The 22,728-nt window shown below is 72.6% G+C and carries 22 protein-coding genes; 10 read left to right on the plus strand and 12 right to left on the minus strand.

Annotation, left to right across the window (positions count from 1 at the left end; all coding sequences use genetic code 11):
• Positions 1 to 36: 36 nt before the first annotated feature.
• The 11 genes from glgA to FRAAL_RS19955 form a co-directional block, all read right to left on the minus strand.
• A complete protein-coding gene (gene glgA, locus FRAAL_RS19905; protein WP_041939532.1) occupies positions 37 to 1,236 on the minus strand; it encodes a glycogen synthase in 1,200 nt (399 codons plus the stop codon).
• 66 nt (positions 1,237 to 1,302) lie between these two features.
• Positions 1,303 to 2,541, minus strand: a complete 1,239-nt coding sequence (gene glgC / locus FRAAL_RS19910) for a glucose-1-phosphate adenylyltransferase (RefSeq protein ID WP_011605671.1) — start codon at positions 2,539 to 2,541, stop codon at positions 1,303 to 1,305.
• Between the two features lie 372 nt (positions 2,542 to 2,913).
• Positions 2,914 to 3,390 carry a DUF3995 domain-containing protein gene (locus FRAAL_RS19915; RefSeq protein ID WP_011605673.1) on the minus strand — a complete coding sequence of 159 codons (477 nt, stop codon included), beginning with the start codon at positions 3,388 to 3,390 and terminating at the stop codon, positions 2,914 to 2,916.
• A 1,303-nt stretch (positions 3,391 to 4,693) separates the two neighbouring features.
• Complete coding sequence (locus tag FRAAL_RS19920; RefSeq protein WP_011605674.1) at positions 4,694 to 5,155, minus strand: metal-sulfur cluster assembly factor; 462 nt, start codon at positions 5,153 to 5,155, stop codon at positions 4,694 to 4,696.
• Complete coding sequence (gene sufU, locus FRAAL_RS19925) at positions 5,152 to 5,661, minus strand: Fe-S cluster assembly sulfur transfer protein SufU (RefSeq protein WP_041939533.1); 510 nt, start codon at positions 5,659 to 5,661, stop codon at positions 5,152 to 5,154. Before sufU ends, FRAAL_RS19920 begins: the two co-directional genes overlap by 4 nt.
• Positions 5,658 to 6,998 (minus strand): cysteine desulfurase, encoded by a 1,341-nt coding sequence (locus FRAAL_RS19930; protein WP_011605676.1) that lies wholly within the window; start codon positions 6,996 to 6,998, stop codon positions 5,658 to 5,660. The genes sufU and FRAAL_RS19930 overlap by 4 nt, the downstream gene beginning before the upstream one ends.
• The gene (sufC, locus tag FRAAL_RS19935) at positions 6,995 to 7,786 is read right to left on the minus strand and encodes a Fe-S cluster assembly ATPase SufC (protein WP_173402698.1); all 792 of its coding nucleotides are present in this window, start codon (positions 7,784 to 7,786) and stop codon (positions 6,995 to 6,997) included. Before sufC ends, FRAAL_RS19930 begins: the two co-directional genes overlap by 4 nt.
• A gap of 8 nt (positions 7,787 to 7,794) precedes the next feature.
• Complete coding sequence (locus FRAAL_RS19940) at positions 7,795 to 8,154, minus strand: non-heme iron oxygenase ferredoxin subunit (RefSeq protein ID WP_011605678.1); 360 nt, start codon at positions 8,152 to 8,154, stop codon at positions 7,795 to 7,797.
• The gene (sufD, locus tag FRAAL_RS19945) at positions 8,151 to 9,398 is read right to left on the minus strand and encodes a Fe-S cluster assembly protein SufD (protein ID WP_041939535.1); all 1,248 of its coding nucleotides are present in this window, start codon (positions 9,396 to 9,398) and stop codon (positions 8,151 to 8,153) included. Before sufD ends, FRAAL_RS19940 begins: the two co-directional genes overlap by 4 nt.
• Positions 9,398 to 10,810, minus strand: a complete 1,413-nt coding sequence (gene sufB / locus FRAAL_RS19950) for a Fe-S cluster assembly protein SufB (protein ID WP_011605680.1) — start codon at positions 10,808 to 10,810, stop codon at positions 9,398 to 9,400. Before sufB ends, sufD begins: the two co-directional genes overlap by 1 nt.
• Positions 10,807 to 11,706 carry a helix-turn-helix transcriptional regulator gene (locus FRAAL_RS19955; RefSeq protein WP_011605681.1) on the minus strand — a complete coding sequence of 300 codons (900 nt, stop codon included), beginning with the start codon at positions 11,704 to 11,706 and terminating at the stop codon, positions 10,807 to 10,809. Before FRAAL_RS19955 ends, sufB begins: the two co-directional genes overlap by 4 nt.
• Before the next feature lie 262 nt (positions 11,707 to 11,968).
• On the opposite strand from FRAAL_RS19955, the gene FRAAL_RS19960 reads away from it, so the two are divergent.
• The 7 genes from FRAAL_RS19960 to FRAAL_RS19990 all read left to right on the plus strand — a co-directional run bounded on the left by FRAAL_RS19960 (position 11,969) and on the right by FRAAL_RS19990 (position 19,157).
• Entirely contained in the window at positions 11,969 to 12,688 is a 720-nt protein-coding gene (locus FRAAL_RS19960; protein ID WP_011605682.1) for a hypothetical protein, read from the plus strand.
• An 83-nt stretch (positions 12,689 to 12,771) separates the two neighbouring features.
• Positions 12,772 to 14,334 (plus strand): glycerol kinase GlpK, encoded by a 1,563-nt coding sequence (gene glpK, locus FRAAL_RS19965; protein ID WP_011605683.1) that lies wholly within the window; start codon positions 12,772 to 12,774, stop codon positions 14,332 to 14,334.
• 278 nt (positions 14,335 to 14,612) lie between these two features.
• On the plus strand, positions 14,613 to 15,152 hold the full coding sequence (locus FRAAL_RS19970) for a transcriptional regulator (protein WP_041940778.1): 540 nt from the start codon (positions 14,613 to 14,615) through the stop codon (positions 15,150 to 15,152).
• 80 nt (positions 15,153 to 15,232) lie between these two features.
• Positions 15,233 to 16,336, plus strand: coding sequence for an ABC transporter ATP-binding protein (locus FRAAL_RS19975; protein WP_011605685.1), 1,104 nt, complete (start codon positions 15,233 to 15,235; stop codon positions 16,334 to 16,336).
• Positions 16,333 to 17,193: an ABC transporter permease gene (locus FRAAL_RS19980; protein ID WP_011605686.1), complete on the plus strand. Its 861-nt coding sequence runs from the start codon at positions 16,333 to 16,335 to the stop codon at positions 17,191 to 17,193. The genes FRAAL_RS19975 and FRAAL_RS19980 overlap by 4 nt, the downstream gene beginning before the upstream one ends.
• A 73-nt stretch (positions 17,194 to 17,266) precedes the next feature.
• Positions 17,267 to 18,385 carry a COX15/CtaA family protein gene (locus tag FRAAL_RS19985; protein WP_050997189.1) on the plus strand — a complete coding sequence of 373 codons (1,119 nt, stop codon included), beginning with the start codon at positions 17,267 to 17,269 and terminating at the stop codon, positions 18,383 to 18,385.
• Between the two features lie 340 nt (positions 18,386 to 18,725).
• Positions 18,726 to 19,157: a PPOX class F420-dependent oxidoreductase gene (locus FRAAL_RS19990; RefSeq protein ID WP_011605688.1), complete on the plus strand. Its 432-nt coding sequence runs from the start codon at positions 18,726 to 18,728 to the stop codon at positions 19,155 to 19,157.
• 37 nt (positions 19,158 to 19,194) lie between these two features.
• Here the strand turns inward: FRAAL_RS19990 and FRAAL_RS19995 are convergent, their stop codons facing one another.
• The gene (locus FRAAL_RS19995) at positions 19,195 to 20,064 is read right to left on the minus strand and encodes a heme o synthase (RefSeq protein ID WP_041940779.1); all 870 of its coding nucleotides are present in this window, start codon (positions 20,062 to 20,064) and stop codon (positions 19,195 to 19,197) included.
• Positions 20,065 to 20,170: 106 nt separating this feature from the next.
• On the opposite strand from FRAAL_RS19995, the gene FRAAL_RS20000 reads away from it, so the two are divergent.
• From FRAAL_RS20000 to tal, 3 genes are all read left to right on the plus strand, one after another.
• Positions 20,171 to 20,506, plus strand: coding sequence for a hypothetical protein (locus FRAAL_RS20000; RefSeq protein ID WP_011605690.1), 336 nt, complete (start codon positions 20,171 to 20,173; stop codon positions 20,504 to 20,506).
• Positions 20,507 to 20,533: 27 nt separating this feature from the next.
• Positions 20,534 to 20,674, plus strand: a complete 141-nt coding sequence (locus tag FRAAL_RS33585) for a hypothetical protein (protein WP_162137481.1) — start codon at positions 20,534 to 20,536, stop codon at positions 20,672 to 20,674.
• 801 nt (positions 20,675 to 21,475) lie between these two features.
• Positions 21,476 to 22,591 (plus strand): transaldolase, encoded by a 1,116-nt coding sequence (tal, locus tag FRAAL_RS20005; protein WP_011605691.1) that lies wholly within the window; start codon positions 21,476 to 21,478, stop codon positions 22,589 to 22,591.
• Positions 22,592 to 22,728: the final 137 nt, after the last annotated feature.

The following is a 22,728-nucleotide window of genomic DNA, read 5'->3' on the forward strand; positions in this document are numbered from 1 at the left end:
ATCCGCCGGGCGGCGGGCTCCCCGTCCCACGTTCGGTTAACGGCCGGCCACGGAGTCGTACAGGGCCGCGGTGCGCTCGGCGACGGCCGCCCAGGCGAACTCGCCGACCGCCCGCTCCCGGCCGGCGCGGCCCATCGCCGCGGCCCGCGCGGGGTCGGCGAGCACGGTGTTGACGGCGTCGGCGAGCGCCTTCGGCTCGTCCGGCGGAACGAGCAGCCCGGTGACGCCGTCGTCGACGACCTCCGGGATGCCGCCGACGCGGGAGGCGACGACGGCGGTGGAGCAGGCCATCGCCTCCAGGTTGACGATGCCCAGCGGCTCGTACACCGACGGGCAGACGAACACGGTGGCGTGGCTGAGGAGCTGGATGACCTCGGGCTTGCTCAGCATCCCGTTCAGCCAGACGACGCCGCCGCGCTCGACGCGCAGCCCGTCGACCAGCGCGGTGGTCTCCGCGAGCAGTTCCGGGGTGTCCGGGGCGCCGGCGCAGAGCACGAGTTGCGCCCGCGGGTCGATGGCCGCCGCGGCGCGCAGCAGCACCGGCAGCCCCTTCTGCCGGGTGATCCGCCCCACGAAGATCACCGTGGGCCGCTCCGGGTCGACCCCGTGCCGTTCGAGGACGTCGGTCGCCGGATCGGGCCGGTACTCGTCGGTGTCGATGCCGTTGCGGATCACGTGCACCCGCGCCGGGTCGACCGCCGGGTAGGCGTCGAGGATGTCCGCGCGCATCCCGGCGCTCACCGCGACCACCGCCGCCGCCGACTCGATGGCGATCCGCTCGGACCACGACGACAGCCGGTAGCCGCCGCCGAGCTGCTCGGCCTTCCACGGCCGGCGCGGCTCCAGCGAGTGCGACGTCATCACGTGCGGGACGCCGCCGAGCAGGGCGGCGAGGTGGCCGCCGAGGTTCGTGTACCAGGTGTGGGAGTGGATCACGTCCGCACCGGCGGCCACCGCCGCCATCGACAGCTCCATCGACAGGGTGCGCAGCACGTCGTCGGAGCCGGCGAGCGCCGCCCAGCTCGGGTGGGCGCGCACCGCGGCGACGCCCGGCCCGCCGGCCGCCTCCAGCACGGACCGGTCATCACCGCCGGCCACCTCCCGCTGCCCGCCGGCCTCCCGGTGCACGGTGAGGTCGACGAGCCGGGCGAGTTCGCGGGCCAGGTACTCGACGTGCACACCCGCCCCGCCGTAGACGTCCGGGGGGAACTCGCGGGTGAGCAGCGCGACGCGCATGGACTGTCTCTCCATCGACGGGGTGGACGAGTGGGTGGAGGTGGCGCGGGTGCAGTGGTGGCGCGGTCAGTCGGTGACGGTGACGCCCTTGCCGACCACGGTGATGCCGCGTTCGCTGACGGTATAGCCGCGGGCGCGGTCGCGGTCCTTGTCGACGCCGACCTGGGCGCCCGGCGGGACGTGGACGTTCTTGTCGAGGATCGCGTCGCGGACGACGGCGCCGCGCCCGACGACGGCGTTGTCCAGGACGACCGCGCGGTCGACCTCGGCCCAGGAGTTGATCCGCACGCCCGGCGAGAGCACCGCGGAGCGCACCGTGCCGCCGGAGACGATCACCCCGTTGCTGACGATGCTGTTGATCGCGATGCCGGTGCGCCGCGGATCGTCGTGGACGAACTTGGCCGGCGGCAGCGACGGCACGCTGGTGAAGATCGGCCACTCGCGGTTGTACAGGTTGAACACCGGGTCGAGCGCGCACAGGTCCATCTGCGCGTCGAAGTAGGAGTCGAGCGTGCCGACGTCGCGCCAGTACCCGCGGTCGCGGGCGGTCGTGCCGGGCACGACGTTGTCGCTGAAGTCGTAGACGGCCGCGGCGCGCTGCGCGACGAGCATCGGGATGATGTCGCCGCCCATGTCGTGCCGGCTGTCCTCGTCGGCGGCGTCCTTGCGCAGCGCGTCGATGAGCACGTCGGTGGAGAAGACGTAGTTGCCCATGGACGCGAACGTCTCTTCCGGGCTGCCCGGCAGGCCGGGCGGGTCGGCGGGCTTCTCCAGGAACGCCTCGATGATCCGCCCGTCCCGGCCGGTCTGGATGACCCCGAACGACCGGCCCTCCGCGCGCGGCACCCGTAACCCGGCGACGGTCACCCCGGCGCCGGAGTCGAGATGCTGGGCGACCATCTGCCGGGGATCCATCCGGTAGACGTGGTCGGCGCCGAAGACGACGACGATGTCCGGGTTGTCGTCGTGGACGAGATTCAGCGACTGGTGGATGGCGTCGGCGCTGCCGGCGAACCACCGGGGGCCGAGGCGCTGCTGCGCCGGCACCGGGGTGACGTAGTTGCCCAGCAGGTTGCTCATCCGCCACGTCGTGGTGATGTGCCGGTCGAGGCTGTGGCTCTTGTACTGGGTGAGCACGGCGATCCGCAGATAGCCGGCGTTGACCAGGTTGGACAACACGAAGTCGATCAGCCGGTACAACCCACCGAAGGGAACGGCGGGCTTGGCCCGATCGGCCGTCAGCGGCGCCAGCCGCCGCCCGGCCCCCCCGGCCAGCACCAGGCCGAGGACCCGCGGACTCGGCACAGACTTGCTCCCGTCTCATGGCATGGTCTGCGGGGCGATCCGCGGGCCGACACGTCCCTGCCCGGCCGGGTACACATCCACACCCGGCGTCCCGAACGACCCCGAATCCACCCCGAGCCCAAAGGGAAAAGCCGCCGGATGGGGATCGTTGCCGGGAATGACCGATGACTCCGCCGATCGCCTGTTGCGACCCTACAAGCTGGGCCTGGAAGGCTAGGAACCACCGCCGGACGACTGCCCCGAACGGGGTCGACTCCAGGCCCCGAACCGGCCCGGTCGGGCCACGCCGGCGGCCGGCCCAAACGCACAGGCAGCCGCAGGAGAGAGCGGCCCGGCGACCCCTGGCCGGTAGCTCCACTCGCCTCCGGCGCGTCAGGTCGCGCGTCGGGCGCGATGGCGGGTGGCGATGCCGAGCAGGATGCCCCAGACCACGAAGTGGGGGTCCCAGAGGGCGAGATGCCAGTAGAAGGCGTACCAGTCGGTGTCCTGGGCGGCGTCGATGACACCGACGACCACCAACAGTTCGGTCCACACGATCACGCCGCCGTAACCCACCAGCAGGACGGTGCTCACCCGACCCCAGCGCTGGACCAGGGCGAGCGCGAACATCACGCCCGCGGCCTTGAGCACCACCGCGCCCCACGCCAGCGCCGACGCGGCGCTGGCGCCGTCGCGGACATGGTCCTCGACGGGACCACCGACCGTGTCGATGCCGACCGTGCCCCCCAGCGCCCAGTAGAGGCTCACCAGCGCGAAAAGACCGGCCCAGACTGCGGCGTCGTAGCCGGCCGAGGTCGTCCGTTCCGCCAGTCCCGCCTCTTTCCGGCGTTCCGTCGTCACGTCCAGCATCAGGCGGTTCCCTCAGCCGCACGGCCTCTCACTGTTCGTAGCATGTCATGTCGCATCGGCACGGCCCATCGGATGGCGAGCCGGCCTGGCCGGAAGGCGAGTTCCGGCCAGGCCCGTGGCGGGCAACGCCGACGGCGAGACGGCGCGTCCACGCGATCAGCCGAGGAACGGCTGGACGAGCCGGAGAGTCTCCGCCGGTGCGTCCAGGGGGATGAGGTGGCCGCAGTGGTCGATCAGGGTCCGCCCCGCGGCGGCTGCCGCCGAGACCGCGCAGATCCGGAGCGATCACGCGGTGGGTCGCGGCGAACTGGGTCAGCACCAGGTTCCACAGGTCGTGCGGGTGTGGCCAGCCGTGCGCCCACGGATCGATGATCTTGTGCCACTACAGGAGACGGCGCTCCGTGATGCGCGGCGCGGCGCCGGCGGCAAACGCACCCGGGCTCTGTCAGGGGTCGAGTAGCGCGGCGGCCAGCGCCCTGGCCTGCGCCTCGCCGGAACACCTTGATCACGACACGGTTCCGCGGAACACCTTGATCACGACACGGTTCCGCGGAACACCTTGATCACGACACGGTTCCGCGGAACACCTTGATCACGACACGGTTCCGCGGAACACCTTGATCACGACACGGTTCCGCGGAACACCTTGATCACGACACGGTTCCGCGGAACACCTTGATCACGACACGGTTCCGCGGAACACCTTGATCACGACACGGTTCCGCGGAACACCTTGATCACGACACGGTTCCGCGGAACACCTTGATCACGACACGGTTCCGCGGAACACCTTGATCACGACACGGTTCCGCGGAACACCTTGATCACGACACGGTTCCGCGGAACACCTTGATCACGACACGGTTCCGCGGAACACCTGGCCGGGGCCTGGGGCCCCGGCCGGTGCCAAGGGGCCGGCTTGGCGAGATGGGCCAGATTCCCAGCTTCCGCTTCTCCGGCGCGCGAAACGCGCTGCCTGTCGCCGCCTTGCCCGGTGCCGCCGAAATGATGGCGCGATCATGCGCCTGGTGCGTGACGGCCCAGCGTCACGGGCTGAGGGTCGGCGGGCGGGTACCGGCACCGTCCGCTGGTAACGCTGCAGGTCGAGAAGCGCGACATCGCCAACCACGGCGACCGGCGTAAGGCTCTCGGCTGGGACGTCGAGCTGGTGAACGTCGAGCTGGTGAACGTCGGGTCGAACCTTCGCCACCAGTTCGGGGTGAACGTCACGGGACCGCTCGACGGCGGCCCGGTCTGGCCGGACGATGATCCCGGCCAGACCGGCGGCGGCTCGCTGGGCGAGTCAGACGTTGAAGCCGAGGGCGCGCAGCTGCTCGCGACCGTCGTCGGTGATCTTGTCGGGGCCCCACGGGGGCATCCAGACCCAGTTGATCGTCACGCCGGCGACGAGGCCGTCGGGGCCGTCGACGAGCGCGGAGCGGGTCTGGTCCTCGATGACGTCGGTCAGCGGGCAGGCCGCCGAGGTCAGCGTCATGTCGAGGGTGACCGTGTTGTCGTCGGCGACGTGGATGCCGTAGACGAGGCCGAGGTCGACGACGTTGATGCCGAGCTCGGGGTCGACGACGTCGCGCATCGCCTCCTCGATGTCGGCGAACTCGGCGAGCTCCAGGCCCGCGGCCCGCTCCGCGACCGTGGCCGGCGCGATGCCGCCGGCGGCGGCCGCGGGGCCGGTGGCGTCGGCGGTCGGCGCCGGGCTGTCGCTCGCCGCCGTCTCGGCGCGAGTGTCGGTGACCGCGTCGCTCATGGCTTCTCCTGCTCGGGTACGTCGAGGGGTGCGCCGGCGGGGAGGGGCGCGGCGGCGGAGGCACCGGCGGCCGGGTCGACGGCCTTGGCCGTCGCGTCCTTCCAGGCCATCCAGGACAGCAGGGCGCACTTTACCCGTGCGGGGTACTTGGAGACGCCGGCGAACGCCACCGCATCCTCCAGCACGTCCTCGTTGCCCTCCGCGGTACCCCGGGACTGCATCAGTGCCAGGAACTCGCGTTCGAGCTCCAGCGCCTCGTCGACCTTCTTGCCGATGACCAGGTCGCTCATGACGCTCGCCGAGGCCTGGCTGATCGAGCAGCCCTCGCTCTCGTACGAGACATCCTCGACGACCCCGTCGGAGACCTTCACCCGGAGGGTGACCTCGTCGCCGCAGGTCGGGTTGACGTGGTGCACCTCGGCGTCGAACGGGTCGCGCAGGCCGCGGTGCAGCGGGTTGCGGTAGTGGTCCAGGATGATCTCCTGGTACATGGAATCGAGCTTCACCTCGAGAAGAACCTCCGAACCCCGTGCAGACCTTCCACCAGCGCGTCGACCTCGCCGGTCGTCGTGTACAGGTGGAACGACGCCCGGGTCGTGGCCGGCACGCCGAAGCGCAGGCAGACCGGCCGGGCGCAGTGGTGGCCGACGCGCACGGCGATGCCGCGCTCGTCGAGGAGCTGGCCGACGTCGTGGGGGTGGATCGCCCGGCCGGCGTCGTCGTGCAGGACGAACGAGATCGCCCCGCCGCGGTCGACGTCGGTCGGCGGGCCGATGATCCGGGTGCCGGGGACGGTGGCCAGCGCGTCGAGGGCGTAGGCGGTGACGGCGTGCTCGTGCGCGGCGATCGCCGGCATGCCCAGCGCCGTCAGGTAGTCGACGGCGGCGCCGAGCCCCACGACCTGGCTGATCATCGGGGTGCCGGCCTCGAAGCGGTGCGGCGGGGCCGCGTAGGTCGACCCCTCCATCGTGACGATCTCGATCATCTCGCCGCCGCCGAGGAACGGGGGCATGACCTCGAGGAGCTCGTAGCGCCCCCAGAGCACCCCGACGCCGGTCGGCGCGCACATCTTGTGGCCGGTGAAGGCCAGGAAGTCGACGCCGAGCGCGGCGACGTCGATCGGCATGTGCGGCACCGACTGGGAGCCGTCGAGCACGGTGAGCGCGCCGACCTCGCGGGCCCGGGCGACGATCCGCGCCACCGGGTTGACCGTGCCGAGGATGTTCGACTGGTGGACCATCGAGACGACCTTCGCCCGGTCGGTGATGACCGCGTCGAGGTTGTCGAGGTTCAGCCGGCCGTCGTCGGTCAGCCCGATCCAGCGCAGGGTGGCGCCGGTGCGCCGGGCGAGCATCTGCCAGGGCACCAGGTTGGAGTGGTGCTCCATCTCGGTGACGACGATCTCGTCGCCGGGGCCGAGCCGGAAGCGCTCCGCCTCCGCGCCGGTGGTCTCGGCGTTGCTCATGGCGTAGGCGACGAGGTTGAGCGCCTCGGTGGAGTTCTTCGTGAAGACGACCTCGCGCCGGTCGGTCGCGCCGACGAACGCGGCGACCTTGTCCCGCGTCGCCTCGTACAGGCCGGTGGCCTCCTCGGCGAGCACGTGGATGCCGCGGTGCACGTTGGCGTTGTGCAGCTCGTAGTAGGCGCGCTCGGCGTCGAGGACGGCCAGCGGCTTCTGCGAGGTGGCGGCGCTGTCGAGGTAGACCAGCGGCAGGTCGTCGTGCACCGTGCGGGCCAGGATCGGGAAGTCCTTGCGGACCTGCTCGACGTCGAAGCCCGCGGTGCCCGCAGCGCCCACGGTGCCCGCGGTGCCGCCGGCGACCAGCGACTCGGTGAGCGTCATGACACCGCTCCCGCTCCCGCCGGCGCCGCGGCTCCGCCGCCCTTGACGTAGCGGTCGTAGCCGGAGTCCTCCAGCACGGCGGCGAGCTCCGGGCCGCCCTCGTCGACGATCCGTCCGGCCGCCATGACGTGCACGAACTCGGGCTTGATGTAGCGCAGGATGCGGGTGTAGTGCGTGATGAGCAGGATGCCCGTCTCCCCCTTGGCCCGCACGGCCTCGATGCCGCCGGACACGATGCGCAGCGCGTCGACGTCGAGGCCGGAGTCGGTCTCGTCGAGCACGGCGATCTTCGGCTTGAGCAGCGCCATCTGGAGGATCTCGTGGCGCTTCTTCTCGCCGCCGGAGAAGCCCTCGTTGACACCGCGCTCGGCGAACGACGGGTCCATCTCCAGGGCTTCCATGGAGGCCTTGACCTCCTTGACCCAGGTGCGCAGCTTCGGCGCCTCGCCGCGCACGGCCGTGGCCGAGGAACGCAGGAAGTTCGACACCGACACCCCGGGGATCTCCACCGGGTACTGCATCGCCAGGAAGATCCCGGCGCGGGCGCGGGCGTCCACGCCCATCGCGAGGACGTCCTCGCCGTCGAGCGTGATGCTGCCGTCGGTCACGGTGTACTTGGGGTGGCCCGCGATCGAGTACGACAGCGTCGACTTGCCCGAGCCGTTCGGACCCATGATCGCGTGCGTCTCGCCCTTGCGGACGGTGAGGTCGACGCCGCGCAGGATCTCGCGCGGGCCTTCTTCCGTCTCGACCGAGACGTGCAGGTTACGAATCTCCAAGGTCGACACCGCTGCCGTCACCCTCGTTCCGGGTTCGAATGTGCGACGTCGACGAGCACGTCGTCGCCGTCGATGGTCACTGGGTAGGTGGGCACCGGGTCGATCGCCGGCAGGGTCAGCGCCTTGCCGCTGGCCAGGTCGAACTGGGACCCGTGCAGCCAGCACTCGATCTTGCCGTCCTCGACCTCGCCCTGGGAGAGCTGCACGTCGGCGTGCGAGCACTCGTCACGCACCGCGTAGACGCGCTCCCCGGCGCGCACGACGCACACCGGCACACCCTCGATCTCGGTGCCGAGCGCCGTGTCGTCGGTCAGGTCGGCGAGCGCGCACACCCGGTGCCAGCGGGGCACGGCCGCGGAGTCGGCGGTGGCGGTCATGCGCCCGCCCGTCCGGCCCCGGCCGCGGCTCCGGCGGAAGCACCGGTTCCGGCCGCCGTCGCGGGCTCGTCCTCGGCCGGCGTCTCGCCCAGCCGGGCCGAGACCGACGCCATGATCCGGTCGCGCAGGTCGCCGACCTCGATGCGGTCGATGACCTCGGCGAAGAAGCCGTGCACGACGAGCCGGCGGGCCTCGGCCGGCGGGATGCCGCGGGACTGCAGGTAGAACAGGGCCTCGTCGTCGAAGCGGCCGGTGGCGCTGGCGTGGCCGGCCCCGACGACCTCGCCGGTGAGGATCTCCAGGTTGGGCACCGAGTCGGCGCGGGCGCCGTCGGTGAGCACCAGGTTGCGGTTGAGCTCGTAGGTGTCGGTGTCGACCGCGTCGGCGCCGATGACGACGTCGCCGATCCACACCGAGTGGGCTCCGTCGCCGCGCAGCGCACCCTTGTAGGTCACCCGGCTGCGGCACGACCGCGGAGTGTGCGTGACGAGCAGCCGGTGCTCCTGGTGCTGGCCGGCGTCGGTGAAGAACACGCCGTTGAGCTCGGCGTCGCCGCCCGGGCCGCGGTAGTCGACGGTCGGGCTGAGCCGGACCAGGTCGCCGCCGAGGGTCACGGTGAACGAACGCAGCTTCGCGTCGCGGCCCACCGAGTAGGCGTGCGCGCCGACGTGCACCGCGCCCGCGTCCCAGTCCTGCAGGGACACGAAGGTCAGCGAGGCGCCGTGGCCGACGTACACCTCGACGTTGCCGGCGTAGGTGGCGCTGCCGGTGTGGTCGAGCACGACGGTGGCCGACGCGAACGGGCCGACCTCGACGAGCAGGTGGCCGTAGGCGATCCCGGCGGCGGTGCCGGCCGCGGGCCGGGGGCTCTCGCCGTGCAGGTGCACGACCACGGGCTCGGCCGGGGCGGCCTCGGCCGGGATGGTGACGGCCGTGGCACCGCCCGCGTGGGCCAGCGCGAACGCGGCGACCCGGTCGGCGGGCGTGTACGACCGGCCGATCCGCGGGTCGGCGGCGTCGAGCTGCTCCACGGCGATCCCGGCCGGCGCGGTGACGGTCACGGAGACCTTCCCGTCGGCGTCCGGGCCGGTGAGCAGGCCGCGCAGGCGGCGCAGCGGGGTGAACCGCCACGCCTCCTCGCGGCCGGTGGGCACGTCGTGGTCGAGCGGGTTGCGCGATCGCACCGGGCGGGGCACGGCTCCGGAGGCCATCGGGGGTCGCCCGGTGGCGTCGATGACGACCATCAGCCGACCGCGCCTTCCATCTGCAGCTCGATGAGCCGGTTCAGTTCGAGGGCGTACTCCATCGGCAGCTCGCGGGCGATGGGCTCGACGAAGCCGCGCACGACCATCGCCATCGCCTCCTCCTCCGACAGGCCGCGGCTCATCAGATAGAAGAGCTGGTCCGCGCCGACCTTGGAGACGCTGGCCTCGTGGCCGATGGAGGCGTCGTCCTCGCGCACGTCGACGTAGGGGTAGGTGTCCGAGCGGCTGACGGTGTCGACGAGCAGCGCGTCGCACTTGACCGTCGACCGCGACGCCGCGGAGCCCTCGTTGATCTGCACGAGGCCGCGGTAGGAGGTGCGGCCGCCGCCGCGGGCCACCGACTTGGAGATGATCGTCGACGACGTGCGGGGCGCGGCGTGCACCATCTTGGCGCCGGCGTCCTGGTGCTGGCCGGGGCCGGCGAAGGCGATCGAGAGGACCTCGCCCTTGGCGTGCTCGCCGAGCAGCCACACGGCCGGGTACTTCATCGTCACCTTGGAGCCGATGTTGCCGTCGACCCACTCCATGGTGGCGCCCTCGTGGCAGGCGGCCCGCTTGGTGACCAGGTTGTAGACGTTGTTCGACCAGTTCTGGATGGTCGTGTACCGGCAGCGCGCGTTCTTCTTCACGATGATCTCGACGACCGCCGAGTGCAGCGAGTCCGAGGAGTAGACCGGCGCCGTGCAGCCCTCGACGTAGTGCACGTAGGCACCCTCGTCGACGATGATCAGCGTCCGCTCGAACTGGCCCATGTTCTCGGTGTTGATCCGGAAGTAGGCCTGCAGCGGGATCTCGACCTGCACGCCCGGGGGCACGTAGATGAACGACCCACCCGACCACACGGACGTGTTCAGCGCGGCGAACTTGTTGTCGCCGACCGGGATGACCGAGCCGAAGTACTCCTGGAACAGCTCCGGGTGCTCGCGCAGGCCGGAGTCGGTGTCCAGGAAGATGACGCCCTGCTCCTCGAGGTCCTCACGGATCTTGTGGTAGACGACCTCGGACTCGTACTGCGCGGCGACGCCCGAGACGAGGCGCTGCTTCTCCGCCTCCGGGATGCCGAGCTTGTCGTAGGTCGCCTTGATGTCCTCGGGCAGGTCCGCCCACTCGGCGGCCTGCTTCTCCGTCGAGCGGACAAAGTACTTGATGTTGTCGAAGTCGATGCCGGAGAGGTCCGCGCCCCAGGTCGGCATCGGCTTGCGCTCGAACAGGCGCAGGCCCTTCAGGCGCAGGTCGGTCATCCAGGACGGCTCGGACTTCTTCGCCGAGATGTTGCGGACGACCGCCTCGGACAGGCCGCGCTGGACGTCGTCGGCGTAGGCGTCGGTGTCGGCCCACCCGAACTTGTAGGAACCAAGGCCTTCGAGGGCGGTCTCGGCAGAGGTTGTCATAGGGCGGAACCCTCCGAAGACGGGGACGGTGGACAGGTCGGGGTCGCGGGTGCGGGTGCGGGGTCTCGGTCGGACGCGGGCGGCTGCGACCCGCCGGCGGTGAACCCGCCGGGACGGAACCCGCCGTCGCGAGACCCCTGGGCACGGGCCCCCTCGGCACGGGACTCCTCGGCACGGGACCCTTCTGCACGGAATACGTCCTGGTCGGACGGACCATGCGGATCCGGTCCCGGCGCCGCGCCCACGGGGATGTGCGTCGTGCAGACGCCGTCGCCGTGGGCGATCGTCGCCAGGCGCTGCACGTGGGTGTCGAGGACCCGGGCGAGCGCCGCGGTCTCGGCGTCGCACAGCGCCGGGAAGCGCTCCGCGACGAACTGGACCGGGCAGTGGTGCTGGCAGATCTGCAGGCCGGTCGGCAGCTCCGAGACGCTGGCCGTGTAGCCGGCGGCCGTCATCGCCTCGGCCAGCGCCGCCGGCCGATCCGCCGGCGGCGCCGCGACGACCGCGGAGCGCACCCGACGCTCCAGGTCGGAAGCCCGGCCCTCGGCGAACTGGCTCACGGCCGAGGGGCCGACGACCTCCGCGAGGAACCGCAGCGCACCGGCCGCGAGATCGGAGTACGCCGTCGGACCGGCGCGGTGGCCCGCCTCGGTGAGGGCGTAGCGCCTGGCCGGCCGGCCGCGGCCCCGCGGCTCGCGGGATCGGCTCTCGGTCGGGGTGATGATGCCGTCCCCGACCATGGCGTCCAGGTGCCGGCGGATGCCCGCCGGGGACACGCCGAGCTGCCGGGACAGCTCGGCCGCGGTGGCCGACCCGCCCTCCAGCAGCAGACGCACGACCCGGTCGCGGGTGCGGCCGTCGGCCGTCCCGCCCGAGGCATCGTGGTCGTTTTTCACAACGCTAGTGTGCCTTATTTACGGGACGAGGTCGAACCGAGGGCCCCCGATCAGGTCCACCCCGAGGCGATCTCCATCACAGCCGGGGTCACAGGCGCGGCGCCGGGGCCGGTCGCACTCCGGCTCCGCACAACATCTACCCACGACTGGTGGCCGGTCGGCCACCGCTGGCGGCGTGATGCCAGACTTGCGGCACCACCGGGCGGGTCGTCCCTGCGGACCCCCACCCCCGGCGGACCTCGGACGGGGAGGCGGCGGACGGATGCGGGCTCGACCACGGCGCGGCGCCATCGGGCGGACCCTGCTCGGACGGACCCTGCTCGGGCTCGGCCTGCTGCTCGCGCTCGGCGCGGTCGCGGCCTGCGGCGGCGGAGGCGAGAAGACCAACGGCCTGGAGAAGCTGCCGGCCGCCGAGGTCGGCTCCCGGACGCTCACGGCGCTGCGCTCCGTCCCCGGCGTGCACGTGGTGGGCACCGAGGAGGACCCCAGCTCCGACTCCCCCGCCCGCTACGACCTGGTGATGTCCGCCACGACAACCCGGGGCACCATCGAGGAGTACGGCCAGCGGACCCAGCTCGTCAAGATCAAGGACGATACCTACGTCCGCCGTGGCCGCTCCTTCTACACGGCGACGGGCGACAGTGCCGCCGCGGACCTGCTCGCCGACCGGTGGGTCCGGCTCGCGCCCGCCGACGCCGCCAAGTACAGCTACTTCACCCTCGGCAAACTCAGCGACTCCCTCGGCAGTTACCTCGTGGGGCTCACCGGCGAGGTGCGGCGGGAGAAGGTCGGCGGCGCCCGGGCGGTGCGGGCCGCGGCGCCCGACGGCACGACCTTCCTCGTCGCGAACACCGGCCCCGCCTACCCCCTGCGGATCACCGTCGCGGGCAGCTCCACCAACCAGCTGACCTTCGACGACTTCGGGCCGGCCGCCGCCGTCACCCCGCCCGGCTCCGCCGTCGACCTGTCCAGCCTGGGCTGACCGCCGCCCGGGCATGGCGCCATGCCCGTTCCCCCGAATTGCGGCAAGATCGGCGGGACGGCGGCGCGGGGCGGGAGGCGACGATGGGAACACCGGCGCGGGGCAGCGTGGTGGCCGCGGTCGACCAGGGCACCACCGGGACGACCGTCTGCCTGCTCGACCGGGACGCAACGGTCGTCGGGCGCGGCTACACGGAGATCCATCCCCAATTCCCCCGGCCCGGCTGGGTCGAGCAGGATCCCGAGGAGCTGTGGCGCAGTGTCGTCGACACCGTCGCCGCGGCGCTGGCCGATGCCGGTCGCCGTCCCGCGGACCTGGCCGCGCTGGGCATCACCAACCAGCGGGAGACCACCGTGGTGTGGGAGCGGTCCTCCTCCGCCCCGGTCGGTCCGGCGATCGTCTGGCAGGACCGGCGCACGGCCGCGCGCTGCGAGCGCCTGGCCGCCGACGGGCACGCGGGCACGGTCGGCGCCCGCACCGGCCTGGTCCTCGACCCATACTTCTCCGCCACGAAGATCGGTTGGATTCTGGACCGCGACCCGGCGCTGCGCCGGCGGGCGGGCCGCGGCGAACTCGCCTTCGGCACCGTCGACTCCTGGCTGGTGTGGAAGCTCACCGCCGGCGCCGTCCACGTCACCGACGTCACGAACGCGTCCCGGACGCTGCTGCTCGACCTCGCCGCCGCGGCCTGGGCTCCCGACATGCTGGACCTGTTCGACGTGCCCGCCGAGCTGCTGCCCGACGTGGTGCCGAGCTCCCGGGTCTACGCCGAGACCGACCCGGACGCCTTCCTCGGCGTGCGGATCCCGGTGGCCGCCGCCGTCGGTGACCAGCAGGCCGCCCTGTTCGCCCAGGGCTGCGTCGAGGCGGGGCAGGCCAAGAACACCTACGGCACCGGCTCGTTCGTCCTGGTCAACACCGGGACGGCGGTGCCGCCGCCGCAGTCGTCGCTGCTGCGGACCATCGCCTACCAGCTCGACGGCGAGCCCGTGCGCTACGCCCTGGAGGGCGCGATCCTGTCCACCGGCGCGGCCGTCGGCTGGCTGCGCGACTCCCTCGGCGTCATCCGCGACGCCGCCGAGACGGCCGACCTGGCCGCCTCGCTGCCCGGCAACGACGGCGTCTACTTCGTCCCGGCGCTGACCGGCCTCGGCGCGCCGCACTGGGATCCGCGCGCCCGCGGCACCCTGCTCGGGATCACCCGCGGCACCGGCCGGGCGCACCTGGCCCGCGCGGTGCTGGAGGGGATCGCCTACCGGACCCGTGACGTCGTCGAGGCGATGGCCGCCGCCGGCTTCGCCGTGCGGGAGCTGCGCGCGGACGGCGGGGCCGCGCGCAACCCGTGGCTGATGCAGTTCCAGGCCGACATGCTCGGCGTCGACGTCGACGTGCCCGACAACATCGAGTCCACGGCGCTCGGCTCCGCGTACCTGGCGGGCCTGGCGACCGGCTTCTTCACCGACCCCGCCGCGCTGGCCGCGCACCGGCGCAGCGAGCGGCGCTACCACCCGGCGATGCCGGCCGACCGGCGCGACCGCGCCTACCGCCGGTGGCGCTCCGCCGTCGACCGCGCCCGGGACTGGGCCGACGACCTCGACGACCTCGACGACCGCGACGACCCCGCCGCCCCCGCCGCACCTCGCTGACCTGCTTCGGCAGTCACCGAGACGGGCGCGGACCGGCCGCCGCGCGGCCACTTTCGCCGCCGGGTGCGATCATGACAAGGGGCGCAAGTCGGTCACCGAGCGCTACTTTCCGGGCGACGCAGCCCCGAGATCTGCTGCACCCCGCATTCGCGGGACCACGCCGGGGCCACATTCCCTCGCGTCTTCTTGGTCGAACCGGCTGCCAGGCGCACCGATGCCTGACAGGCTGTCACTGGGGGCGGTTGGCGTCTCCTGTCGACCTGACCCGGACGGAGACCGTGACCGAGGCGGACTACGCCCTGGAGCTCGGGCGCCGGCTTCGCGCGGCGCGCAACCGGCGTGGCATGTCGCTGCTGGATGTCCAGGAGCGCACCCACGGCCGGTGGACCGCGGGCACGCTGGGGGCCTACGAACGAGGCTCCCGCACCCTGCGGGTGCACCGGCTGGTCGAGCTCGCCGAGTTGTACGACGTTCCCGCGACCCTGCTGGTCCCGCCGGCAGCCGACCGCCGTGACGTCGACCACCTTCCCCCGCTCGTCATCGATCTGCGCCGGCTGCGCAAGCTGCCGCCGACCCGGACCGGTCCGCTGCGGCGCTGGATCGCGATCGTGCAGGTCCTGCGCTCGGACAGCTCCCGCGACATCCTGCGGCTGCGCCGCTCCGACCTGCAGTCGCTGTCACGCCTGTACAGCACGACGCCGTCGATGCTCTACGAGCGGCTCGGCGCCTGGGGCGCGTTGGTGGAGCCGGGCGAGCCGGTGGCGGTCGGCGCGCGGCGCCGCGTCCTGCCCATCCGGCCGCCGCAACAACGACGTTGAGGGTGCCCGGCGGGCGGGTCGGCTCCGAGGTGGCGGGTACCGGCCCCCCTGGCCCCCGGTCGGATCCGTAGGATCGCCAGGTGGCCGAGATCCTGGCAGTCAGCGTCACTGGCCTCGTGAAGACCTACTCCGCGCGGTCCGTTCCCTCCCGGTCCGCCACCGCGCGCGGTGAGGGCTCCCGGGGCAACGGTCGACGTGGCCGCCGCGCCTCCGCCGCGCCGGCGCTGCGGCCCGCGCCGTTCACCGAGGTCTCGACGATGCCCGCCACGCTCGCGGCGCCGGCGGGGCGGGCCGCCTCCTCCGACGGCCGGATCCGCGCGGTCGACGAGCTGTCGCTGAGCGTCCCGGTCGGCTCGGTGACGGCGCTGCTGGGTCCCAACGGCGCCGGCAAGACGACGACCGTGGAGATCTGCGAGGGCTTCCGCCGGGCCGACGCGGGCGAGGTCCGCATCCTGGGCCGCGACCCGATCGCCGACGCGGTCGCCCTGCGTCCCCGCGTCGGCGTGATGCTCCAGGCCGGCGGGATGTACCCGGGCGCCCGGGCCGGGGAGATGCTGCGGCTGGTCGCCGCGCACCACCGCCACCCGCTCGATCCCGCGGCCCTGCTGGACCGGCTCGGCCTGACCGACTCCGCCGCCACCCCGTTCCGCCGGCTGTCCGGCGGCCAGCAGCAGCGGCTGTCGCTGGCGATGGCCGTGGTCGGCCGCCCCGAGCTGGTCTTCCTCGACGAGCCGACGGCCGGGCTGGACGTCGCGGGCCGGCGCACCACCTGGGAGCTCGTCGAGGAGCTGCGCACGGCCGGCGTCACCGTCGTGCTCACCACCCACGCGATGGACGAGGCCGAGCGCCTCGCCGACCAGGTGATCATCATCAACCGCGGCCGGGTCGTGGCCGTCGGCTCGCCCGCCGAACTCACCCGTGGCGGCGCCGAGGGCCAGCTGCGCTTTCGCGCCCCGACCGGCCTGGAGCTCGGCAAGCTGCTGCTGGCGCTGCCGGACGGCACCACCGCCCACGAGGGGCCGGTCGGGCACTACCTGGTCCAGGGCACGGTCGACCCGCAGCTGCTCGCCGCGGTGACCGCCTGGTGCGCCGGCAACGGCGTGCTCGCGGAGGATCTCCGGGTGGAGCAACGAACGCTGGAGGACGTCTTCGTGGAGCTGACCGGTTCGGAGCTGGGCTCGTGACCGCCGCCGACGCCTTCGGCGCGCCCGGCGGCCCGGGTCCCCTTCCGCCGACTGCCGGCCGTGACGGCTCCGGCACGGGGTCCCGTCTGCTCGACCTGCGCCCGGCGCCGGCGGCGGCCACCCGCGCCCGGATGTTCGCCGCGCAGACCCGGCTCGAACTGATCCTCACCCTGCGTCGCGGCGAGTCCGTGCTGTTGACCATGATCATCCCGGTCGGCCTGCTCGCCTTCTTCACCGCCGTGGACGTGCTGCCGAGCGGTACCGAGAAGTCGGTGGACTTCCTCGTCCCCGGGGTGCTGGCGCTTGCGGTGATGTCGACCGCGTTCACCGGCCAGGCGATCGCCACCGGCTTCGAACGCTCCTACGGGGTGCTCAAACGCCTCGGCGCGACGCCCCTGCCGCGCTCGATCCTGCTCGCCGGCAAGACCGCGGCAGTGCTCGCCGTCGAGGTCATCCAGCTCGTCCTGCTGCTCGCCGTCGGCTTCGCGCTCGGCTGGGATCCCAGCGGCGGGGCCGGCGCCGTGCCGTCCGTGCTGGCGCTGCTCGTGCTCGGTACGGCCGCATTCTCCGGGCTCGGTCTGCTCATGGCCGGCACCCTGCGCGCCGAGGCGACGCTCGCCGCCGCCAACGGCGTCTACCTGCTGTTGCTGCTGATCGGCGGGGTGGTCTTCCCGCTGTCGGAACTGCCCGGCTGGCTGCGGGCGATCGCCGAGGTGCTGCCCACCGCCGCGCTGTCCGACGGGCTGCGCGACGTCCTCGCCGACGGCTCCGGCCCGGGGGTCCGCAACCTGGTCGTGCTCGCGGTGTGGGCCGTGGTGACCCTGGGCCTGGCCGCCCGCACGTTCCGCTGGGAGTAACCGGCCGCCGCGCATGACCCGACCGGGCGGCGCCGCGTCCGGCCGGGCAGGCGTGGGCGCACCGGGCGTTACTATGGCACCCGTGCCAGCTTCTACAACGCGTCGGAGATTGCCGCTCGTCAGCCGGCGCGCGTTCCAGGTCGTCACCGCGCTCAACGTCTTCGCGCTGTCCCTGATCGTGGTCAGCGGCGGAGTCGTCCGGCTCAGCGGCTCCGGCCTGGGCTGCCCGACGTGGCCGCAGTGTGGCGACGGCTCGTTCACGCCGCACTCCGAGTACGCCCTGCACGGCGCGATCGAGTTCGGCAACCGGGTCGTCGGGCTGGTCGTCGGGCTCGTGGTGCTCATCACCCCGATCATGGCGCTGCGCCTGCGCGAGGGCCGCCGCCGGGACCTGACCCTGCTGTCGTTCGGCCTGTGGCTGGGCTACCTCGGCCAGGCGGTGCTGGGCGGCATCACGGTCCTGACGAAGCTCAACCCGGTGACCGTCGCCGCCCACTTCCTGCTGTCCATGGTGCTGCTGTGGAACGCGGTCGTCCTCGACCGGCGGGCCCGCCAGGGCGCGGGTGCGGTGACCCCGGCGGTCGCCCCCGCGCTGCTGTGGCTGGCCCGGCTGCTCGTCGTCGTCTCGGCCGGCGTGCTCGTCCTCGGCACGGTGGTGACCGGGACCGGCCCGCACAGCGGTGACAGCGAGCACCCCGCCCGGTTCGGCTTCGACATCGTCAACGTCTCCCAGCTGCACGCCGACGGCGCGATGCTGCTGACCGGCCTGGTCGCGGCGATGGCGTTCGCGGTGCGGGTCACCGCCGCCCCCGCGGCCGCCCGGCGCGACTCGCTCGCCCTGGTCGCCGTGGTCGTCGCGCAGGCCGGCATCGGCTTCGCCCAGTACTTCCTCGGCGTCCCGTCCGGCCTCGTCGCCCTGCACATGACCGGCGCCACCGTCATGTGGGTCGTCGCGCTGCGCCTGTGGCTGGCCATGGTCACCCGCCCGGCCCTGGCCAGCCCCCGGGCGTCTACCGTCAGTCCGCCGGTCGACGCCCCCGCGACCACCGTCCTCGCCACCCATGCTCCCGCGACCGACGTCACGCCGACCGAAGCCTCCGCGACCACCGTCCTCGCCACCCACGCTCCCGCGACCGACGTCTCGGCGACCGACGGAGATCTTCCCCTGACCGTTGGTGCGCCACGCTCCTGACGGTGGTCCGAGCTCCCGTCGCAGCGGACCATTGCTGATCTGCCTCTGGGGAGACCGCGATCTGCCCAGGGTTACCAGCTGGCCTCGCGCCACCGCCGCCCACTCGGCGCCCGTCGACCCGGCCCACGTCACACCCGTTCTGTGGTCGCTCGCGCACACAGACATGCCGAGGGTCCGGCACGCTTTTCGGCCAGAAAACCGTGCCCAGGCCTCGGCACGATCTGACCGCGATCTGACCGCGATCTGACCGCGATGTGGCCGGAAGGCGGGCGGGCGAGCGACGGCTCGTCCACTGTCTGCGGCAGGAATACGGGTCGGACGGGCGTGGGTTGGCTCGGACATGACCACTACGCCCTTCGACCCGCGGGCGCTGCTCGCGGCGAGTCGACTCGGTGTCCTAGCCACGATCAAGGCGGACGGTCGGCCCCAGCTCTCGCCCGTCCAGCCCTTCTTCGACCGGGAGACCGGGGTCCTGCACGTGTCGATGACCGAAGGCCGGGCCAAGACGGCGAACCTGCGGCGGGACCCGCGCGCCACCCTGGAGGTCACCAGCCCGGACGGCCGGGCCTGGGCCACCGCCGAGGGCACGGCGACGCTCGTCGGGCCGGGGACCGACCCCCACGGGCCCGAGGTCGAGGCGCTGGTGCACTACTACCGCAGCGCCGCCGGGGAGCACCCGGACTGGGACGAGTACCGGTCGGTGATGGTGGCCGACCGCCGGGTGCTCATGCGCATGACGGTCGACCACGTGTACGGCGAGAAGCTGGGCTGAGTGCCCCGGACCGACCCGGACTGTGCCGCGCGGCTGCTCAGACGACGGCGGTCACCGCGATCGCGACGAACAGCAGCGTCAGGTAGGTGATCGACATGTGGAACAGGCGCATCGGGCGGGGGTCGTCGCCGCGGCGGGTCCGGCGGTCGATGCGGTGCGCCTCAGCGAGGAACCAGGCGCCGACGACCACCGCGGACACCAGGTACACCGGGCCGGTGTGGGCCACCGGGACCAGCGCGAGCGAGGCGGCCACCATCGCGTAGGAGTAGCCGACGATGCGCCGGGTCACCACCTCGACGGGGGCGACGACGGGCAGCATCGGGATGCCGGCGGCGGCGTAGTCGTCGCGGAACTTCATCGCCAGCGCCCAGAAGTGCGGCGGGGTCCAGAAGAACACCACGGCGAACAGCAGCACCGCGGACCAGCCCACGGTGCCGGTGACCGCGGACCACCCGATGAGGACGGGGAAGCAGCCGGCGGCGCCGCCGATGACGATGTTCGACGGGGTGCGGCGCTTGAGCCCGAGGGTGTAGACGAAGACGTAGAAGGCGATCGCGCCGTCCGCCAGCAGCGCCGACGGCCAGTTCACCAGCAGGCCGAACATCAGCGTCGAGACGATGCCGATGACGATGCCGAAGGTCAGGGCCTCGGTCGGGGTGACGGTGGCACGGACCAGCGGGCGGCGCTTGGTGCGGCCCATGACCTGGTCGATGTCCCGGTCGACGTAGCAGTTGATCGTGTTGGCGCTGCCGGCCGCCAGGGTGCCGGCGACGAGGGTGACGGCGATCAGCCAGAGCGAGGGCATCCCGCGGTCCGCGAGCATCATCACCGGCACGGTGGTGATGAGCAGCAGCTCGACCACGCGCAGCTTCATGAGGGCGACGTAGGCGCGGATCTTCGCGTTCACCGCGGCGAGCCCACCCGCGGCGGGGGGCACCGCGGCTGCGGGCTCCCCGTGGGCGGCCACCGTGCCGTTCGACACCGCCAGGGCGGAACCGTAGCCGTGGGTCGCCGTGGGGGACGCGGTTCCGTTCGAGCCGGAGGTGCCGTTCGAGCCGGACGTGCCGTTCGAGCCGGACCCGACGCGGGGCCTGGCGGCCGAACCGTGGGGGATCACCGTCACGTTCGACAGGACGGCACCGGCCGGGGAGACCGCTGCACGCGAGACCGCCGTGCCGCTGGACGCGCTGACCCCGTTCGATGCGCTGACCCCGTTCGAGACCGCGACACCGTTCGAGACCGCGACACCGTTCGACGCGCTGATCCCGTTCGAGACCGCCACTCCGTTCGAAACCTCAAGGCCGGTGGGGAGGCCGACCCGGGTGGGCTTCGCGACGCCGTTCGAGTGACCGGCCCCAGCGGTGATCGTGCCACCGGTGGGCGTCGCGGTCGCGGGGGACGGCGTGGCTGCTCCGGTCGGCGCGGACCCGATCGTTGCGGACCCGATCGTTGCGGACCCGATCGTTGCGGACCCGATCGGCGCGGACCCGATCGGCGCGGGCTCGGTCGCCGGGTGAGAAGCGTCCGCACGGTCGGGGGCGCTGCGGGCCGGGCCGTCGGGGGCACCCTGGGCCGGGACATGGTCCAGGGTCGGTGGCAGCGTGGTTGCGGCGATCACCGACGGAGAGGTGCCCGACCGCACCGGTCCGCGTGTGGTGACGTGCCGGCGACGAAGGGCGGCCTCGGTAGACAGAGCGACCTCGCGATCGGCGGGATCGGCGGACGACCCGCACTGTACGGAGCCCCGGGGACGGAGCGGACGGTGTTCTACGACGTGTCGGAGTCTAGCCGCCGGATTGGGGCACACGCGCGGCGGCCGCGCCCGGACCGGGCAACGGGCCGTGCGGTCTGGATCACGTCGCCGGCCGCGCCCGGCCGTCCGGACCGCCGGACACCGGCCGCCACCGCCGCGGCGAGACCCGGCGTGGTGTGTCTCACGGGCCCCGTCGCGCCAGTTCGCGCCGGGTGTTCTTCCAACCGCTACCCGCGCGTCACGGAGTCGAACAGATGGGGATCACACTGGAACGAGACTGGGATGGAGCCGGCGCGACGGGGTAGTGCCCACAGGGGAGCAGGCTGGCGTCGGGCCGGAACTGCCGGCGTCGGCGGCGCCGCCCGACTGCGCCGGTGGGCGGCGCACCGGATCCGCCTCCCGGCGGCGGGCATCACCGGCACCGAGAACGACTTGCAGTCTGAGAACGGCTTGACCCTACGTACGGCTGGACCTTCGAACGGCTCGACCTTGCGAACGGCTCGACCTTGCGAACGGCTCGACCAGTTGTGGACGTTCACCGCCCGCGGAGAGGAACCAAAGCCCGATGAGCAACCCCCTGTCCGAGCTCTCGGCCGCCGGAGTGGCGGTCTGGTTGGACGACATCAGCCGGGACCGGCTGCGCACCGGCAACCTCGCCGATCTCGTCGCCAACCGCAGCGTCGTCGGTGTCACCAGCAATCCGACGATCTTCCAGAAGGCGATTGCGTCCAGCGACCTGTACAACGAGCAGCTGCGCGACCTGAAGGTCCGCGGTGTCGACGTCGGCGAGGCGGTGCGCGCGATCACCGCGGCGGACGTCCGCGAAGCCTGTGACGTGCTGCGCGGCGTCTACGACGCCTCCGGCGGGGTGGACGGGCGGGTGTCCCTCGAGGTCGACCCCCGCCTGGCCCATGAGGCCGAGCGCACCGTCGCCGAGGCCCGGGCGCTGTGGTGGCTGGTGGACCGCCCCAACCTGTTCATCAAGATTCCGGCCACCCAGGACGGGCTGCCGGCGATCACCGAGACCCTGGCCCAGGGCATCAGCGTGAACGTCACCCTGATCTTCGGCCTGGACCGCTACGACGCCGTGATCGACGCGTTCATGTCCGGCGTCGAGCAGGCGATCGAGGCCGGCCGGGACGTCAGCGACCTGGCCTCGGTCGCGTCGTTCTTCGTCAGCCGGGTCGACTCCGAGGTCGACGCGCGACTGGACAAGATCGGCACGCCGGAGGCGAAGGCGCTGCACGCGAAGACGGCGATCGCGAATGCCCGACTGGCCTACGAACGGTACGAGAAGGCGTTCGCCACCCCTCGGTGGAAGGCGCTGGCCGCGAAGGGCGCGAAGCCGCAGCGTCCGCTGTGGGCGTCGACCTCGACGAAGGACCCGTCCCTGCCGGACACGATCTACGTCTCCGAGCTGATCGCGCCCGGCACCGTCAACACCATGCCCGAGGCGACCCTGCAGGCGTTCGCCGACCATGGCCAGGTCAAGGGCGAGACCATCCGCCCGCACTACGACGACGCCCGCCAGGTGTTCGCCGCGCTGGCCGCCGTCGGCGTGGACATCGACGACGTGATCGAGACCCTGGAGACCCAGGGAGTACAGAAGTTCGAGGACTCGTGGAACCAGCTGCTCGGCACCATCGCGCAGCAGCTCGGCAGGTCCGGTACGGACGGCTAGCAGGCACGTCCCGCGTCGTGAGCATGACCCTGATCGGCCGGATGACCGGGCCGGTCCGCGGCCGTGGTGATCGTCTCAGCGTCCGTCATGGACAGGCGATGGTCGCAGGTGAAACAACCTCGGTAGACCGAAGCGAG

Origin of the sequence: Frankia alni ACN14a (assembly GCF_000058485.1) — a bacterium.
GTDB classification, from domain to species: domain Bacteria; phylum Actinomycetota; class Actinomycetes; order Frankiales; family Frankiaceae; genus Frankia; species Frankia alni.